At 60.9% G+C, this 16,216-nt stretch carries 15 protein-coding genes; 5 read left to right on the plus strand and 10 right to left on the minus strand.

The features are described from left to right. Positions 1–143 precede the first annotated feature (143 nt). Positions 144–1,646, plus strand: a complete 1,503-nt coding sequence (gene ppx / locus ACP6KB_RS26655; protein WP_442114390.1) for an exopolyphosphatase — start codon at positions 144–146, stop codon at positions 1,644–1,646. Here the strand turns inward: ppx and ppk1 are convergent. Continuing rightward, positions 1,633–3,831 (minus strand): polyphosphate kinase 1, encoded by a 2,199-nt coding sequence (gene ppk1, locus ACP6KB_RS26660; RefSeq protein WP_442114391.1) that lies wholly within the window; start codon positions 3,829–3,831, stop codon positions 1,633–1,635. The genes ppx and ppk1 overlap by 14 nt on opposite strands. A gap of 79 nt (positions 3,832–3,910) precedes the next feature. Continuing rightward, positions 3,911–4,921 (minus strand): porphobilinogen synthase, encoded by a 1,011-nt coding sequence (hemB, locus tag ACP6KB_RS26665; protein WP_442110674.1) that lies wholly within the window; start codon positions 4,919–4,921, stop codon positions 3,911–3,913. Between the two features lie 207 nt (positions 4,922–5,128). On the opposite strand from hemB, the gene ACP6KB_RS26670 reads away from it, so the two are divergent. After that, positions 5,129–5,755 (plus strand): DedA family protein, encoded by a 627-nt coding sequence (locus ACP6KB_RS26670; protein WP_442110675.1) that lies wholly within the window; start codon positions 5,129–5,131, stop codon positions 5,753–5,755. 110 nt (positions 5,756–5,865) lie between these two features. Beyond that, on the plus strand, positions 5,866–6,534 hold the full coding sequence (elbB, locus tag ACP6KB_RS26675; protein ID WP_442110677.1) for an isoprenoid biosynthesis glyoxalase ElbB: 669 nt from the start codon (positions 5,866–5,868) through the stop codon (positions 6,532–6,534). A 71-nt stretch (positions 6,535–6,605) separates the two neighbouring features. Here elbB and ACP6KB_RS26680 read toward each other — a convergent pair whose 3' ends face one another. The 5 genes from ACP6KB_RS26680 to ACP6KB_RS26700 form a co-directional block, all read right to left on the minus strand. After that, positions 6,606–7,058 (minus strand): YaiI/YqxD family protein, encoded by a 453-nt coding sequence (locus ACP6KB_RS26680; protein WP_133213927.1) that lies wholly within the window; start codon positions 7,056–7,058, stop codon positions 6,606–6,608. Between the two features lie 59 nt (positions 7,059–7,117). After that, positions 7,118–9,016, minus strand: a complete 1,899-nt coding sequence (locus tag ACP6KB_RS26685; protein ID WP_442110680.1) for an FTR1 family protein — start codon at positions 9,014–9,016, stop codon at positions 7,118–7,120. Positions 9,017–9,198: 182 nt separating this feature from the next. Then, positions 9,199–9,831, minus strand: a complete 633-nt coding sequence (locus ACP6KB_RS26690) for a LysE family transporter (protein WP_442110681.1) — start codon at positions 9,829–9,831, stop codon at positions 9,199–9,201. 83 nt (positions 9,832–9,914) lie between these two features. Next, positions 9,915–10,451: a mechanosensitive ion channel domain-containing protein gene (locus ACP6KB_RS26695; protein WP_442114392.1), complete on the minus strand. Its 537-nt coding sequence runs from the start codon at positions 10,449–10,451 to the stop codon at positions 9,915–9,917. A 50-nt stretch (positions 10,452–10,501) separates the two neighbouring features. Beyond that, positions 10,502–12,412 carry an ATP-binding cassette domain-containing protein gene (locus ACP6KB_RS26700; RefSeq protein ID WP_442110683.1) on the minus strand — a complete coding sequence of 637 codons (1,911 nt, stop codon included), beginning with the start codon at positions 12,410–12,412 and terminating at the stop codon, positions 10,502–10,504. A gap of 50 nt (positions 12,413–12,462) precedes the next feature. Here ACP6KB_RS26700 and ACP6KB_RS26705 point away from each other — a divergent pair, with 50 nt between their 5' ends. Continuing rightward, positions 12,463–12,945, plus strand: coding sequence for a TIGR02444 family protein (locus ACP6KB_RS26705; RefSeq protein WP_442110685.1), 483 nt, complete (start codon positions 12,463–12,465; stop codon positions 12,943–12,945). On the opposite strand, the gene ACP6KB_RS26710 is transcribed toward ACP6KB_RS26705, so the two are convergent. After that, a complete protein-coding gene (locus tag ACP6KB_RS26710; RefSeq protein WP_442110686.1) occupies positions 12,921–14,042 on the minus strand; it encodes an AlgP family protein in 1,122 nt (373 codons plus the stop codon). The two genes, ACP6KB_RS26705 and ACP6KB_RS26710, sit on opposite strands and share 25 nt — an antisense overlap. Positions 14,043–14,268: 226 nt before the next feature. Between ACP6KB_RS26710 and ACP6KB_RS26715 the strand changes: the two genes are divergently transcribed. Further along, positions 14,269–14,934, plus strand: a complete 666-nt coding sequence (locus ACP6KB_RS26715) for an FKBP-type peptidyl-prolyl cis-trans isomerase (protein ID WP_442110688.1) — start codon at positions 14,269–14,271, stop codon at positions 14,932–14,934. A 16-nt stretch (positions 14,935–14,950) separates the two neighbouring features. On the opposite strand, the gene rsd is transcribed toward ACP6KB_RS26715, so the two are convergent. Continuing rightward, positions 14,951–15,421, minus strand: coding sequence for a sigma D regulator (gene rsd, locus ACP6KB_RS26720; protein ID WP_442110690.1), 471 nt, complete (start codon positions 15,419–15,421; stop codon positions 14,951–14,953). A 223-nt stretch (positions 15,422–15,644) separates the two neighbouring features. After that, on the minus strand, positions 15,645–16,163 hold the full coding sequence (locus ACP6KB_RS26725) for a disulfide bond formation protein B (RefSeq protein ID WP_442110691.1): 519 nt from the start codon (positions 16,161–16,163) through the stop codon (positions 15,645–15,647). Positions 16,164–16,216 lie beyond the last annotated feature (53 nt).

Raw genomic sequence — 16,216 nt, forward strand, 5'->3', positions numbered from 1 at the left:
ATGACCGCGCATATCATCGCCGTCACGGGAAAGTCATATTTCCTCAATCAACCTGCCCCACATCAAGCCTTGATACGCTGCGCGTTGGCGTCAGCTCTGGATCGTGGCAGGATTGCCGGGTTATCGACCGAGAAGCCATGACCATGCCGCAAACCACAGCCAAGAATCTGTCCTTGATCGCTGCCATCGACCTGGGCTCCAACAGTTTCCATATGGTTGTGGCCAAGGCCCACCATACCGAAATCCGCATCCTTGAGCGGCTTGGTGAAAAGGTTCAGCTGGCCGCCGGTATCACCGAAGAGCGTCTGCTCAACGAAGAGTCGATGCAACGCGGCCTGGATTGCCTCAAGCGCTTCGCGCAACTGATCAATGGCATGCCTGACGGCGCCGTGCGCATTGTCGGCACCAACGCCCTGCGCGAAGCCCGCAACCGTGGCGAGTTCATCCGCCGCGCCGAAGAAATTCTCGGTCACCCGGTAGAAGTGATTTCTGGCCGTGAGGAAGCCCGCCTGATTTACCTGGGCGTCTCCCACACCCTGGCCGACACCCCGGGCAAACGCCTGGTAGCCGACATTGGCGGCGGCAGTACCGAGTTCATTATTGGCCAGCGTTTCGAACCGTTGCTGCGTGAGAGCCTGCAGATGGGCTGCGTCAGCTATACGCAGCGCTACTTCCGCGACGGAAAAATCACCCCGGCGCGCTACGCACAGGCCTACACCGCTGCGCGCCTTGAGCTGATGAGTATCGAAAATGCCCTGCACCGCCTGACCTGGGACGAAGCGATCGGCTCCTCCGGGACCATTCGCGCCATTGGCGCGGCGCTCAAGTCTGGCGGCATGGGCAACGGTGAAGTCAATGCCGAGGGCCTGGCCTGGCTCAAGCGCAAACTGTTCAAGCTGGGTGAAACCGACAAGATCGACTTCGACGGCGTCAAACCCGACCGCCGTGCGATCTTCCCGGCGGGCCTGGCGATTCTCGAAGCGATTTTCGACGCCCTTGAGCTGCAGCGCATGGATCACTGCGACGGCGCGCTGCGTGAAGGCGTACTGTTCGACCTGCTCGGCCGCCATCACCACGAAGACGTGCGTGAACGCACCCTGACCTCGCTGATGGAGCGCTATCACGTTGACCAGGGCCAGGCTGCCCGGGTTGAACGCAAAGCCCTGCATGCCTTTGACCAGGTGGCCAAGGCCTGGGACCTGGAAGACGGTATCTGGCGCGAGCTGCTTGGCTGGGCGGCCAAGGTGCATGAAGTGGGCCTGGACATCGCCCACTATCACTATCACAAACACGGCGCCTACCTGATCGAGCACTCGGACCTGGCCGGATTCTCCCGCGAAGACCAGCAAATGCTAGCGCTGCTGGTACGCGGTCATCGCCGCAACATTCCCAAGGATAAGTTCGCCGAGTTCGGCGAAGACGGCACCAAGCTGATCCGCCTGTGCGTGCTGCTGCGCTTTGCGATCCTGTTCCACCATATCCGTGGCACCCAGCAAATGCCGACCGTCACCCTGCACGCGGCGGGCGACAGTCTGGATGTGGAATTCCCGGCAGGCTGGCTGGAGCAGAATCAGCTGACCCAGGCCGACTTCGGCCTGGAGGCCGAGTGGCTGACCCGGGTCGGCTTCGTCCTCAGCGTACGCTGAGGACCGGGTTGCTCAGGCGCTCGAGCAGAGCGGCCTGGGCACTGCGCGGGTTCTGGTTGCCGGTCGGCGTGCTGCGCACGTAGCGGCCGTCGGGCTGCAGGATCCAGGCGTGGGTGTTGTCGGTCAGGTACCCTTCCAACTCCTTTTTCACCCGCAAGATCAGCTTCTTGCCCTCGACCGGGAAGCAGGTCTCGACTCGCTTGTCGAGGTTGCGCTCCATCCAGTCGGCACTGGAGAGGAACATCTGCTCTTCACCGCCGTTGAGGAAGTAGAACACCCGGGTGTGCTCCAGGAAGCGACCGATGATCGAACGCACCTGAATGTTATGCGACACCCCGGCAATCCCCGGCCGCAGGCAGCACATGCCGCGCACCACCAGATCGATACGTACCCCTGACTGACTGGCTTTGTACAAGGCGCGGATGATCTTCGGATCGGTCAGCGAGTTGAACTTGGCGATGATGTGCGCAGGTTTGCCGTCCAGGGCAAACTGGGTTTCACGCGCAATCATGTCGAGCATGCCCTTTTTCAGGGTGAACGGCGCATGCAGCAGCTTCTTCATGCGCAGCGTCTTACCCATGCCGATCAGCTGGCTGAACAACTTGCCGACGTCTTCGCACAAGGCATCGTCCGACGTCAGCAGGCTGTAGTCGGTGTACAGGCGCGCGTTACCTGCGTGGTAGTTACCGGTACCCAGGTGGGCATAGCGCACGATCTCGCCTGCTTCGCGACGCAGGATCAGCATCATTTTGGCGTGGGTCTTGAAACCGACCACACCATAGATCACCACCGCACCGGCGGCTTGCAGACGGCTGGCCATCTGCAGGTTGGACTCTTCGTCGAAACGCGCGCGCAATTCGATCACCGCAGTGACCTCCTTGCCGTTACGTGCGGCATCGACCAGTGCGTCGACAATCTCCGAGTTGGCTCCGCTGCGGTACAGGGTCTGGCGCACCGCCAATACATGCGGATCTTTGGCGGCCTGGCGCAGCAGATCGACCACCGGCGTGAACGACTCGAAGGGGTGCATGAGCAGGATGTCCTGCTTGCCGACCACACTGAAAATGTTCTCGGCGTTCTGCAACAGCTTGGGAATCGCTGGCGTGAACGGGGTGTATTGCAACTCCGGGTGGCTGTCGAGGCCGGTGATGCTGAACAGTCGGGTCAGGTTGACCGGGCCGTTGACCTGATACAGCTCACTCTCGCTCAAGCTGAACTGCTTGAGCAGGTAATCGGAAAGGTGTTTCGGACAGGTGTCGGCCACTTCCAGGCGCACCGCATCACCATAACGACGCGAGAACAGCTCGCCACGCAGGGCGCGGGCAAGGTCTTCGACATCTTCGGAATCCAGTGCCAGGTCGGCGTTTCGGGTCAGACGGAACTGATAGCAGCCCTTGACCTTCATGCCCTGGAACAGATCGTCAGCGTGAGCGTGGATCATCGACGAGAGGAACACGTAGTTGTCGCCCGGGCCGCCGACATCTTCCGGAACCTTGATCACCCGCGGCAACAGGCGCGGTGCCGGAATGATCGCCAGGCCCGAGTCGCGACCGAAGGCATCGACGCCTTCGAGCTCGACAATGAAGTTCAGGCTCTTGTTCACCAGCAACGGGAACGGGTGCGTCGGGTCCAGACCAATCGGGGTGATGATTGGCGCGATCTCGTCGCGGAAGAAACGCCGCACCCAGGTTTTCAGCTTGGTGTTCCAGTGGCGGCGGCGGATAAAGCGAATCTGGTGTTTTTCCAGCTCTGGCAGCAACACATCGTTGAGGATCGCGTACTGGCGATCGACTTCGCTGTGGACCACCTCACTGATGCGCGCCAATGCCTGGTGCGGCTGCAGGCCGTCAGCACCGGCCTGCTCACGGGCAAAGGTGATTTGCTTTTTCAGGCCCGCCACACGAATTTCGAAGAACTCATCCAGGTTACTGGAGAAGATCAGCAGGAACTTCAACCGCTCCAGCAGTGGGTAGCTCTCATCCAGTGCCTGTTCGAGCACACGGATGTTGAACTGCAACTGGGACAACTCGCGGTGAATGTACAGGCTGCTGTCATCCAGACCGGGGATCGCCACGGCCGGCGCTGCCGCTGCCGGAGACGGCGCAGGCGCGGGTGCCGGCGCCTCGACCTCGACCTCGGCCACAGGCTCAGGCACTGCCGCAGGCTCCGGCGGTGTCTCAAGCATCTGCTCTGGCACGGGCTGGGCTTGTTTCATAGCGACATCACTGAGTACTTCGTTATTCATCTGGCGTTCCTGAAGGGCGTTACTGCCCTCTCATCAATTGAGCAGCGCGAACAGCGAAATAGGTCAGGATGCCATCAGCTCCTGCCCGTTTGAAGGCCGTGAGGGATTCAAGGATCACTCCCTCACTGAGCCAGCCGTTCTGAATCGCGGCCATGTGCATGGCGTACTCGCCACTGACTTGATAGACAAAGGTCGGGACCTTGAATTCATCCTTGACCCGATAAAGGATGTCCAGGTACGGCATGCCTGGTTTGACCATCACCATATCGGCGCCTTCGGCCAGGTCCGCAGCCACTTCATGCAGCGCTTCGTGGCTGTTGGCCGGGTCCATCTGGTAAGAGGCCTTGTTGGCCTTGCCCAGGTTCAGGGCCGAGCCGACGGCATCACGGAATGGACCGTAGTAGGCACTGGCGTACTTGGCCGAATACGCCATGATACGCACGTTTACGTGACCGGCCAGCTCCAGTGCTTCACGAATCGCCTGGATGCGACCGTCCATCATGTCCGACGGCGCAACCACCTGAGCGCCCGCCTCGGCATGGGACAACGCCTGACGCACCAGGGCATCAACGGTGATGTCGTTCTGGACGTAGCCTTCTTCGTCGAGAATGCCGTCCTGACCGTGGGTGGTGAACGGGTCCAGGGCAACGTCGGTGATGACGCCCAGCTCCGGGAAACGCTCGCGCAGCGCGCGGGTAGCACGCTGGGCAATGCCCTGCGGGTTCCAGGCTTCAGCGCCATCGAGGGATTTTTTCTCGGTAGGCGTCACCGGGAACAGTGCCAGGGCTGGAATGCCCAACTTCACCCACTCCTGCGCAGCTTCCAGTAGCAAATCGATACTCAGACGCTCTACACCCGGCATCGACGCTACTTCTTCGCGGCGGTTCTCGCCATCGAGCACGAACACCGGCAGGATCAGGTCATCGACAGTCAGTACGTTTTCGCGCACCAAGCGACGGGAAAAATCGTCACGACGGTTGCGACGCAGACGAGTGGCAGGAAACAAACGGTTAGCGGGGGTAAAGCTCACGGCAGACTCCTGAGCCCGCACAGGCGGGCGAGCGCGACAGTTATAAGCGGCCATTATGACGCTTGTATGACGGCCTGGGACAACCCTGCGACTTAAGGGCGCAGTCATTGTCCTTGTAGGAAATGTTAACGTCGAGACACATTTGGATACTTTCCCCAACGGCCACGAAGGGTTAGGCTGCGCGTTCATTTCGCCAGCACCCAGAAAATGCTCCAAGAATTCCTGCAGGATTTTGGTTACTTTGCCCTTTTTCTCGGCACCTTTTTCGAAGGTGAGACCATTCTGGTTCTCGCAGGCTTCCTTGCGTTCCGCGGATACATGGATATCAACCTGGTGGTCCTGGTGGCCTTCTTCGGCAGCTACGCTGGCGACCAGCTGTGGTACTTCATGGGGCGCAAGCACGGGCGCAAATTGCTGGCACGCAAACCGCGCTGGCAACTGATGGGTGACCGTGCGTTGGAGCACATCCGTCGCCATCCGGACATCTGGGTCCTGAGTTTTCGTTTCGTCTATGGCCTGCGCACCGTCATGCCGGTAGCTATTGGCCTGTCCGGCTACCCGCCACGTCGCTATTTGCTGCTCAACGGTATTGGTGCAGCGGTTTGGGCCCTGGCACTGGGCGCTGCGGCCTATCACTTCGGGGCAATTCTCGAAGGCATGCTGGGCAACGTGAAAAAGTACGAGTTGTGGGTGCTCGGCGGCTTGCTGGCCTTCGGTGGCTGCCTGTGGCTGCGCCGCCGCTTCAAGGCCGCGCGCGTGGCACGCAAAGAAGCCGCGGCGTTGCAGAAACAGGCCAGTCAGCACGACCCTGACCAAGGCAGCGACAAGTCATAAGCGGCGCTCAGCGCCGGATTCGGCCACACTCAGAGCAATGAACGCTGGCACCTCTGGCAGCATCTGCTGTTTTAGGAGACATTGAGTGCCTCGACTCGGGAGTAGTGAGCATGACCAAGAAAAAAGTTGCAGTGATTCTTTCCGGCTGTGGTGTCTTTGACGGCGCCGAAATCCACGAAAGCGTCATCACCCTGCTGCGCCTGGACCAACGTGGCGCCGAGGTGCAGTGCTTTGCCCCCAACATTGCGCAGATGCATGTGGTAAACCACCTGACCGGCGAAGAAATGCCGGAAACGCGTAACGTTCTGGTGGAGTCGGCGCGCATCGCCCGCGGCAACGTCAAAGACCTGCGCGAAGCTGACGCCAAAGACTTTGATGCCTTGATCGTACCGGGTGGCTTTGGCGCGGCGAAAAACCTGTCCAACTTTGCCGTTGAAGGCACGGGCTGCACCGTCAACCCAGACGTGCTCGCCCTGGCAGAAGCCTTCGCCGAGGCTGGCAAGCCGGTTGGCCTGATCTGCATCTCCCCTGCCCTGGCGGCAAAAATCTACGGTCCCGGCGTGGTCTGCACCATCGGCAACGACGCCGACACCAGCGCCGCCATCGTCAAGATGGGCGGCACCCACGAAGAATGCGATGTCCACGACATTGTCGAAGACACCCAGCGCAAACTGGTCAGCACCCCGGCGTACATGCTGGCACAGTCGATCTTCGAAGCGGCTGGTGGCATCAACAAGCTGGTAGACCGGGTGCTCGAGTTGACTCACGAGAAAGACTGAAACGCATCGCGGGGCAAGCCCGCTCCCACAGCAAATCCTGTGGGAGCGGGCTTGCCCCGCGATCAACCTGACTACTGACGTGCCAGACGCGTAAGAATCCGGTCCAGGGAATTGGCAAACGCCTGCTTCTCACGATCGCCATAAGGCGCCTGGCCACCCCCGACCTGCCCCTGCTCGCGCAGGTCAGTGAACAGATTGCGCACCGCCAGACGCTCGCCCATGTTGCGCTCATCGAACTCGCGGCCACGCGGGTCAAGGCAAGCCACACCTTTTTTCACCAGCCGGTCGGCCAGCGGCACATCGCTGCAGATCACCAGTTCACCCGGCACGGCATGCTCGACCAGGTAATCGTCCGCAGCATCAGGGCCGCTCGGCACCACGATCAGCTTGACGCAAGCAAAGGCCGGCTTGATCTGGCTCTGCCCGGCGACCAGCACCACTTCCAGCTGGCGTTTCAGGGCAAATTTGACGACCTGATCCTTGGCCGCCTTGGGGCAGGCATCGGCATCAATCCAGACACGCATGACAACACTTCCAACAAAAACGGGCGAACAGTATCCCCGCTCGCCCGCTGCGCTTCAAATCAGCCTGCTGAAACGCGTCGCTTCTCAGCCAGACGGCTGCGCCCGTAGAGAATCACGATAGCCAGCAAGGCAACGGCTTGCGCCGCCAGCGAGTAGGCGTCAGCGTGGATACCCAGCCAGTCGAAGTCAAAGAAGGCCACCGGACGCGTGCCGAACACCCCCGCCTCCTGCAATGCTTTGACCCCATGCCCGGCAAACACCACCGACAAGGCGCAGAGCAAGGCGGCGTTGATGCTGAAGAACAGCGCCAGCGGCAGCTTGGCCGAGCCGCGCAGAATGATCCACGCCAGCCCCACCAGCAGCACCAAGGCGGTGGCGCCACCCGCCAGAACCGCCTGATGCCCGGCAGGCCCTGCCTGCAGCCACAGGGTTTCGTAGAACAGAATCACTTCGAACAGTTCGCGGTAAACCGAGAAGAACGCCAGCAAGGCAAAGCCGAACCGCCCGCCGCCACTGACCAGGCTGCTTTTGATGTAGTTCTGCCAGGCCGCGGCATGCCGACGGTCGTGCATCCACACCCCCAGCCACAGCACCATGACGCTGGCGAACAACGCCGTACAGCCTTCGAGCAGTTCACGCTGCGCACCGCCAACGTCGATCACATAGGCCGCCAGGGCCCAGGTGCCAAACCCGGCGAGCAACGCCAGCAGCCAACCAATGTTGACGCTGCGTACCGCCGACTGTTGGCCGGTGTTGCGCAGGAAGGCGAGAATCGCCGCCAGCACGAGGATCGCTTCCAGGCCCTCGCGCAGCAGAATCAGCAAGCCTGAGATGTAGCTCAACGACCAGCTCAGGCTGTCGCCGCCCAACAGTCCGGCAGCCTCCTTGAGCTTGGCCTTGGCCGCCTGCAAACGCTGACTGACCTGCTCGATGGGCAGGCCATCTTGCAGCGACTGACGGTAAGCCATCAGTGATTTTTCGGTGTCCTTGCGTACATTGGCGTCGACGTTGTCCAGGGAGCTCTCGACCAACTCGAAGCCCTCCAGGTACGCCGCTACCGAGAGGTCGTAGGCCTGTTCATGATCGCCGCTCTGATAGGCCGCCAGGCTCTTGTCCAGGGTGTCGGCGGTATAGTCCAGCAACTGCGCCGGGCCACGCTGCACCTGCGGTGGCTGCGCGCGCTGGGCGCGAAACACTGCCGCTGCGTCCAGGCCTTGCGACGCTTCAATCTCCAACGGGGTCTGGCGTGCCAGATCAGCAAGGTTGTAGCGGATCTCGCCGCTGGCCTTGGCCGGGTCGGCGGTGAAACTGGCGATATAGGTGGCCAGGTCCCAACGCTGACGCTCGTCCAGCTGGTCGGCAAAGGAAGGCATGTCGGTGCCTTCGATGCCTTGCCCGAGGGTGTTGTAGAGGTCATACAGGCTCAACCGCGCGAGGCGCTCGCTGCTGCGCAGGTTGGCCGGTGGTGGCTCCAGGCCTACACCCGCCGGGCCATCGCCGGCACCGGTATCGCCATGGCATACCGAACAGTGCTGGGCATACAGTGGTGCACCACGGGTAGGGTCCGGGGTGATGATCGGTGCTTGGCTGACTTCGTAGGCGACCGCCAGTTGTGCGCCAAGCTGCCGGGCCTGACGCGCAACGCCAGCGCCGTCATGACGCTGATCGATCGCCTGACGCAGGCTCGCCACACCCTGCTCCAGGGACTGGCGCTCGGGGCGCGCGGGCAAGCCACTGACCAGGCCTTGCAGCACCTCAGTGAACTCCAACTGCTCGCGGTATTCACCGTCATCCACCACCTTGCCAGCCTCGACCGTGGCCGGGTAATCGGCGCCGATGTAATCGAGCAAATGCAAAGCCTTGGCAGCGTCGTCCACGGTGTCGGCCAGCAGCACAGAACTGCACAGCGCCAACACCGGCCATAACAGCCAGGCGAGCAAGCGGGAACGGGGAATCATGAGCCAATCTCAAATAACAATGCGAGGAATTGCATTGTTCACTTCCATTGGCGATCGCTCAAGGTGTGCCGGTCAATCTAAGTAAAATTTAGTGACAATTTCACCTGTAGGAGCGGGTTTGCCCCGCGAAGCGGTATGACTGACACACCGCTATCGCGGGGCAAGCCCGCTCCTACCGGGATTCAGACGGGAGCTCGGCGGATGGTGGCGAGCAAGGTGGCTGCGCCGAGGAACAAACCGGCAAAGGTCCGGTTCATCCGCCGCTGTTGCTTGGGCGTGCGCAGCAAACGCAATACCCGTGCAGCCAGGCCGGTATACCCGGCCATCACCAGCAGGTCGACGGTGATCATGGTCGCGGTGATGATCAGGTACTGAGGCAGCAGCGGTGCATGGGGGTTGATGAACTGTGGCAGCACCGCCAGCATGAAAACCAGTGCTTTGGGGTTGCTGACATTGACCAGAAAGCCACGAAACACCAGGCTCAGCGGCTTGCCAATCGGCCGTACCGCTGACTCATCGCTAAGATCCGAAGGCAGCGCACGCCATTGCTTCACGGCCAGGTACACCAGGTAGGCAACACCGAACCATTTGATCAGCTGGAACGCGGTCGCCGAGGCCGCCAGGATGGCGCCGACACCGGCAGCAATGATCGCAATCTGCAGCACCAGGCCCAGTTGCAGGCCCAAGGCGTTCCAGTAACCGCGCCAGAAACCGTACTGCAGGCCACAGGACATCGAAGCAATCGCCCCGGCGCCCGGTGAGAGGCTGATCACCCAGCAAGCGGCAAAAAAGGCCAACCACGTTTCCAACGACATCGCACACCTCGGACCGAACTTGTTACAAAGCTCTAAGCTAGTGTGCTGGTGAAAAAATAACCACGATTTTTTTCAGATCGCGATCATTTACCCGTGGTTTTGTCGTCGCCTACCAAAGGCACAACGTCTGTACCGCGCCAACGCCTGACCGATTTCTGGAAGAACTGGCTGTTCGGCACCTGCACCGTCGCCCCACCCGCTTCAGGCATTTCGGTGAGGGTGGTGAACAGCAGGTTGATGGCCACTACCCGCCCTTTGACGCCGGGCTTGTCGATGGTTTCGACCAGCTCCACCACGTCCCCGATGCGAAACGGCCCGACGGTGAAGATCAGCACCGCACACAGCAGGTTGGACAGCACACTCCACATGGCGAAGAACGCCACCGCTGCCACGGCCACAAAGCCCGACAGGGCCGTCCACAGCACCGTGGCAGAAACCCCAAGGCGCTCCAGCACGAACACCAGTGCACTGCCCATGATCAGCCAGCGCAAGCCGCCGCGCACCGGCACCATCAGCTCCGGTGGCAACGGATAACGCTCGCCCAGGCGCTTGAGGCCGCGCCCCACCAGGCGCTGCAGCACGAACGCAGCGCACAGGATCAGGAGTATCTGCAGGCCCATCCAGAACGGCGCAATCCACTCCGGCGGTACCGGAAGCTGCAACGACGTTATCAAGACAACGCCTCCAGCTCCGCCTGCATGGTCTCCAGCTGCTCGAGGGCGGCCATCCAGGCTTCTTCCAGTTCAGCTTCGCGAACCTTGAGCTTGGCCTGCTGGGCCAGCAAGTCGCGCAGCTCGTCCTTGCGTGCTGCTTCATACAGGGCGCTGTCACCCAGGCTGGCATCGACCTTGGCCAATTGCTCATGCAAGGTGCCCAGCTCACGCTCGAGCTTGTCGGCTTCACGCTTGTGCGGTGCCAGTTGCTGACGCAGTGCGGCGGCGGCCTGACGCTGAGCTTTCTTGTCAGTCTTGTCGGCATTGACCGGCGCAGTGCTGACAGGCGCGTTGCGTTGACGGTACTCGACCAGCCAACGGGTGTAATCGTCGAGGTCGCCGTCGAAGGTCTCGACCTTGCCGTCGGCCACCAGCAGGAAGTCGTCGGTGGTGCTCTTGAGCAAGTGACGGTCGTGGGAAACCACCAGCACCGCACCACTGAACTCCTGCAACGCCATGGTCAGCGCCAAGCGCATTTCCAGGTCGAGGTGGTTGGTCGGTTCGTCGAGCAGCAACAGGTTGGGACGTTCCCAGGCAATCAGGGCCAGGGCCAGTCGCGCCTTCTCGCCACCGGAGAAATTCAGCACCGGTTCATCGATACGGCCACCGCGGAAGTCAAAGCCACCGAGGAAATCGCGCAAGGTCTGCTCACGCTCGGTCGGTGCCAGGCGCTGCAGGTGCAGCAAGGGGCTGGCCTTGTTATCCAAGGAGTCCAGCTGATGCTGGGCAAAGTAACCCACAGACAGGTTCTCACCGCGCACCAGGCGGCCGCTCAGCGGCTCCAGTTCACCGGCGAGGTTTTTGATCAGGGTCGATTTACCGGCACCATTGGGGCCGAGCAAGCCGATACGCGCACCCGGGGTGAGCTGCAGCTTGACCTTCTCCAGAATGGTCTTGTCGCCGTAGCCCAGGCGCCCTTCCGACAAATCGAGCAACGGGCTGGAGATTTTCTCTGACTCACGGAAGGTGAAGTCGAACGGCGAATCGACATGCGCCGCCGACAGTTCTTCCATGCGCTCCAGCGCCTTGATCCGGCTTTGCGCCTGACGGGCCTTGGTGGCCTGCGCCTTGAATCGGGCGATGTATTTTTCCATGTGCGCACGCTGGGCCTGCTGCTTCTCATAGGCCTGTTGCTGCTGCGCCAGACGCTCGGCACGGGTGCGTTCGAACGCCGTGTAGCCGCCACGGTAGAGCGTCAGTTTGCACTGCTCGACGTGGGCCACATGGTCGACCACCGCATCAAGGAAATCGCGGTCGTGGGAAATCAGCAGCAGTGTGCCCGGATAACCCTTGAGCCAATCTTCCAGCCACAGGATCGCATCGAGATCCAGGTGGTTGGTGGGTTCGTCGAGCAGCAGCAGGTCGGAAGGGCACATCAGCGCCTGAGCCAGGTTCAGGCGCATCCGCCAGCCACCGGAGAAGTCGCCGACTCGGCGGTCCATCTGCTCGTTGGTAAACCCAAGGCCTGCCAGCAGTTTGCGCGCACGGGCATCGGCGGTGTAGCCGTCGGCGCTGTCGAGTTCGATGTGCAGACGCGCGAGCGCCGTACCGTCATGCGCAGCCTCGGCAGCAGCGAGGTCGGCCTGGACCTTGCGCAAACGAGCGTCACCATCAAGCACATAATCAACCGCCAGCCGGTCGAGGGTATCGACCTCCTGGCGCATGTGCGCGATGCGCCAGTCTGCCGGCAGCTGACAGTCGCCGGAGTCAGGCGTCAGCTCCCCGCGCAGCAAGGCGAACAAGCTGGATTTACCGGCGCCGTTGGCACCGATCAGGCCGGCTTTCTGGCCGGCGTGCAGGGTCATCTCGGCGCCTTCTAGCAGGCGCTGAGGACCACGCTGTAAAGTGAGGTTCGATAGTCTGATCATAATGGCCGCGGAGTCTACCAGCTTCGTCGGCAACTGGCGCGAGTGGGACCATGTACACCGACCTGTGGAATTTTGCCCTGGATCTTTACGCCCGCCCCGGCGTGGAAGCTGCCTGCCTGCAATGGCAGGATCAAGGCGGCGACGTCTGCCTGCTGCTGTGCGCAGCCTGGCTCGACAGCCGTAGCATTGCAGCGAACGAGCAACGCCTCCAGGCCCTGCGCGAAGGTGCCGAAGCCTGGCAAACCGATGTGGTTAAGCCGTTGCGCAATTTGCGTCAGCAATGGCGCACAGCGGCCATGCATGACCCGCAGTTGGCTACGTTGCGTGAGCAGGTGAAGGGGCTGGAACTGAATGCCGAGCGCATCGTGCTCGAACGTTTGCAGGGGATCTGTGACGGTTGGTTGGCAACACCGGGAGTGGCTGCCGACTGGCTTGGCGCTCTAGCGCCTGCAGGCGCCGGTGTGCATCACGACGCGCTGCATACGCTGCGCGCCGTGATGCAATCGACTCAGGACGCCGAAGACGGCGTTTGAGCTGGGGTTACCGGCGATGCTGCAGGGGTTGCGGCAGGCGTCGTCGGTGCAGTGGCTGCAGGTGCTGGAGTGGAAGCCACTGGCGCGGGTGCCGCAGGCTTGGCTGCAGCGGGTTGAGCAGCTGGCTTGGCAGGTGCTTTTGCAGCGGGTTTGACCGCTGGTTTTGCAGGTGCTTTGGCTGCCGCTGGCTTGGCTGCAGGCTTGGCGGGGGCCTTAGCTGCTGCGGGTTTGGCTGCTGGTTTGGCAGGTGCTTTCGCCGCCGCTGGCTTGGCTGCTGGTTTGGCAGGTGCCTTCGCTGCTGCAGGTTTAGCCGCGGGCTTGGCCGCTGGCTTCGCTGCTGCTGGTTTGGCTGCCGCTGGCTTGGCGGCGGCAGGCTTGGCAGCAGCCGTTCTGGCTGCAGGTTTCGCAGCGGCTTTAGCAGCTGGCTTGGCCGCAGGTTTTGCAGCAGGTTTTGCAGCAGCTGGTTTGGCCGGTGCTTTAGCGGCAGCCGGTTTGGCTGCGGCAGTTTTGGCTGCGGGCCTGGCCGCTGGTTTAGCCGCAGGTTTTGCAGCGGCAGGCTTGGCAGCCGCAGTGCGTGCCGGGGCCTTGGCAGCCGGTTTTGCAGCAGCTTTTACAGCGGGTTTAGCGGCAGGTTTGCTCGCCGCTTTTGCCGCGGGTTTGGCAGCTGGCTTGGCCGCTACCGCAGCAGGTTTAGCTTCACGCTGGGTCAGTGCCTTGGCAGCTGCTTCTTTAACTTTGCCAACACCCTGAGCCAGTTTCAGGCTTTCCTGGGCATCACGCTTGAGTTGCAGAATGTAGGTGCGCGTCTGCGACTGGCGCTCTTTGAGCGAATCGAGCAACTCTTCCAGTTCAGCGGCAGCGGACTTGGCCTTGGCCTGCGCTTTTGCTTTTCCAGACTTGGCTGACTCTTGCAGTTTGAGACGGGATTTGTGCAGTTTCTCTTGTGCTTTACCGCGTTGCTTCTCCAACTTGGCGAGCAGTTTTTCAGCATCAGCCAGCGCTTGCGAGCAGGCATTTTCCAAATGATCGAGCAGGCTGCCCGAGAGTTGTTGGAGCAGGTGCAACGGCGTACTTACTGGCTTCTTATTGGCCGACATGGTTTACCTCCTGGCTGACGAGAGTGCGGCTCATACTATGCTTCTGCTGCTACCGCCGCTAGGGCATGTTGACAGTATTGAAGGCGCCGCGTTGCATGCCTGGGCAAAGTTGTTATCGCTGCAGCTGGAATCAAGTGTAGATGCTTCACAAAGTGTTGCTGATATTTACACGAAGTCACTGGCGAAGGCTGGCATACTTCATATCCGCTGAAGCAGGAGTGAGCCCGTGTCACGCCATCTAGTGTTAGCTGTTTTTTTATTCCCGGCATCGCTCATTGCAGCGCCCTCGCAACCCACCACAAACGAGCACGATCTGGCCTACAGCCTCGGCGCCAGCCTGGGCGAGCGCTTGCGTTCGGAAGTTCCCGACTTGCAACTGGATGCCCTGCTTGAAGGCTTGCGTCAGGCCTATCAGAACAAGCCACTGGCACTGAGCAAAGAGCGCATGACGGCCGTACTCACTGAACATGAAAAGCGTGCCAATGAAGCTGCACTACAAGCACAGCAGGAACAGTTGCTAAGTGCCGAAAAACGCTTCATGGCCACTGAGCGAGCTCGCTCGGGTGTGCGCGAATTAGCCGCAGGCATTCTGGTCAATGAGTCAGTCAAAGGTAGCGGTGCCAAACCCTCCGCTCACGGAAAAGTCCAGGTTCGCTATGTCGGCAAGTTGCCTGATGGCAGCGTCTTCGATCAAAACCAAAATGCGCAATGGTTCAATCTGGACAGTGTGATCGAGGGATGGCAAATGGCGTTGCCAGAAATGGCAACAGGATCGAAGTGGCGTGTGGTGATTCCTTCAGCCCTGGCCTATGGCGCCGAAGGCGCGGGCGACCTGATTGCGCCCTATACGCCACTGGTGTTCGAGATCGAGCTGGTGGGGGTCGCCGACTGAGTAGCCGGCGCATCCATCACGCCTGTACCGCAGCCTCTTCACTGTGCGCGGTATGCAGTACTTCGATCAGGCAATCTTCGAGTTCGAAGCGCTCGTGCAGCAAGCTGCCCAGCTCGTTCAGCTTCTTCGCGAAGCGCTCAGGATCGTTGCAGTTGCCCTTGTCGCAATGGTCGTTGAAGGCCGTAGCGATTTCAGTGGTCGCATCGATACGCGGGCTGATCTGCTTGGCCAGTTCCAGCCCCTTGGTATCACCAAAGGCCTTGGCTTCGCTGACCAATTGTTCGCTCACTTCAAAATGCCAGGCCGACACGTAATCGATCAGCACCGCACAGAAGTCCCGGCTTTTTTCTTTGTCAGCGAATACCGGCTTGGCGTCGCGCAACGTGCGAAAGGCTGTCACCAGTTCTGCACGCTCATCCAACCAGCGGTCAATAAGCTGATGAACCCCACCCCAGCGTTCCTGAGCATTCTGACAACTATCTAGCATGGCGATCTCTTCCCTTTTGGGTTATGCGCCTGCCCCCGCTCGCAAATGTGCAGAGCAAAGGTGAAAGCAGCAGGCGGCATCGAGCAGCTGTGTTTTCGGTATGCGTGCAGGGAGATTATTCCCGTGCGCCCTAGGCTTCAAGGTACGCAGGCGACAAAGTTCATACAAGTGTTTAATCCCACTTTGACCTGCCGCCGGTCGCAAGCAACCGTAGCCCTGCGCTTCAGCTTTTGAGCGGATGCCGGATAACCGCATGCCGGTAGGCAACCAGACGAAAAAGTAGCAGTGCGGCCAACAGCACGAATGACAACAAGCTCCATTCTGGAACCGTCAGGTCGAGAAAACTCCAGTTGATCGGTGCGCATTCAGCGCTGCCAAGCACCATGACTTTGAGCAACTGACTCAAGGGCATGCTTTCGATGAAATAGTTCATCGATGGCTGACAACCAAGGGTCAGTGCCGATGCGCCCTGCAACCACACATGCCTGGCCGCAAGCAGCGCCCCAGTGGTGGCAAACAACAGCGCCAGCGCCGCGTATACGTAGGTGCCGAAGCGTCCGGGGAAGTGCACCACGGCGCATAGACAGACCAGCACAATACCGACAAGCGACAGCCGCTGGCTGTAACACAACGTACAAGGCGCCAACGCCACACCCCATTCAAGATAGAGCGCAACGGCCAGCACGAGCACCGAGGCCAACAAAGCCGGAAGGAACATTGAGCGCAAGCGGGCCAACGGCATGATGGTTCCGTGATTGAAATAAACAGGCTTCAACGGTAGAGGAAAGTTGCGCC

The sequence above is a fragment of the Pseudomonas sp. NUPR-001 genome, from assembly GCF_052147955.1.
Taxonomy (GTDB): Bacteria; Pseudomonadota; Gammaproteobacteria; order Pseudomonadales; family Pseudomonadaceae; genus Aquipseudomonas.

Coding starts and splice junctions, on each gene's coding strand:
- rsd (WP_442110690.1), bottom strand. CDS start 15,421: ATGCTAGATAGTTGTCAGAATGCTCAGGAACGCTGGGGTGGGGTTCAT.
- ppx (WP_442114390.1), top strand. CDS start 144: ATGCCGCAAACCACAGCCAAGAATCTGTCCTTGATCGCTGCCATCGAC.
- elbB (WP_442110677.1), top strand. CDS start 5,866: ATGACCAAGAAAAAAGTTGCAGTGATTCTTTCCGGCTGTGGTGTCTTT.
- ppk1 (WP_442114391.1), bottom strand. CDS start 3,831: ATGCTTGAGACACCGCCGGAGCCTGCGGCAGTGCCTGAGCCTGTGGCC.
- ACP6KB_RS26680 (WP_133213927.1), bottom strand. CDS start 7,058: ATGCGTGTCTGGATTGATGCCGATGCCTGCCCCAAGGCGGCCAAGGAT.
- ACP6KB_RS26690 (WP_442110681.1), bottom strand. CDS start 9,831: ATGTCGTTGGAAACGTGGTTGGCCTTTTTTGCCGCTTGCTGGGTGATC.
- ACP6KB_RS26710 (WP_442110686.1), bottom strand. CDS start 14,042: ATGTCGGCCAATAAGAAGCCAGTAAGTACGCCGTTGCACCTGCTCCAA.
- ACP6KB_RS26670 (WP_442110675.1), top strand. CDS start 5,129: ATGCTCCAAGAATTCCTGCAGGATTTTGGTTACTTTGCCCTTTTTCTC.
- ACP6KB_RS26685 (WP_442110680.1), bottom strand. CDS start 9,016: ATGATTCCCCGTTCCCGCTTGCTCGCCTGGCTGTTATGGCCGGTGTTG.
- ACP6KB_RS26705 (WP_442110685.1), top strand. CDS start 12,463: ATGTACACCGACCTGTGGAATTTTGCCCTGGATCTTTACGCCCGCCCC.
- ACP6KB_RS26695 (WP_442114392.1), bottom strand. CDS start 10,451: ATGGGCCTGCAGATACTCCTGATCCTGTGCGCTGCGTTCGTGCTGCAG.
- ACP6KB_RS26725 (WP_442110691.1), bottom strand. CDS start 16,163: ATGCCGTTGGCCCGCTTGCGCTCAATGTTCCTTCCGGCTTTGTTGGCC.
- ACP6KB_RS26700 (WP_442110683.1), bottom strand. CDS start 12,412: ATGATCAGACTATCGAACCTCACTTTACAGCGTGGTCCTCAGCGCCTG.